This window comes from Bacillus cereus group sp. N21 (assembly GCF_016483395.1).
Classification (GTDB): domain Bacteria; phylum Bacillota; class Bacilli; order Bacillales; family Bacillaceae_G; genus Bacillus_A; species Bacillus_A pseudomycoides.
Genome location: NZ_JAEHBX010000258.1, coordinates 1 through 398 on the forward strand (window position 1 = coordinate 1; position 398 = coordinate 398).

Sequence of the window (398 nt, forward strand, 5' to 3'; positions counted from 1 at the left end):
CATGCCCGTGGATATTTCCAACCAGACGGAGCAAGTGAGCTAAAAGACGTTACTTATTATAACCCAAGTATGGGTAGATCGGCCGGAGAGATGATTTCTACTGCTGACGACTTAAACAAATTCTTCTCTTACTTACTCAGTGGCAAATTACTGAAGGAACAGCAACTAAAACAAATGCTTACTACAGTTCCTACAGAAATAGCTGAATTAGGAGAATGTGGTCTTGGAATCTTTGAAACTAAGCTTCCAAACGGTGTCTTGATATGGGGACACGGAGGTAGCATTCCAGGGTTTCTTACTTTTGCTGGAGGTACACTTGGAGGCAAGCATACGTTGGCCGTCAATTTGAACAGCATGGGTAAAGCTAACAGTCCTGACCCTTTTAAAAATATTTTACT

General features: G+C 41.7%; 1 protein-coding gene. It reads left to right on the forward strand.

From position 1 onward, the window contains the following. A partial coding sequence (locus JDS96_RS30755) for a serine hydrolase (protein ID WP_199669126.1) occupies positions 1-398 on the forward strand: 398 nt, incomplete at both ends.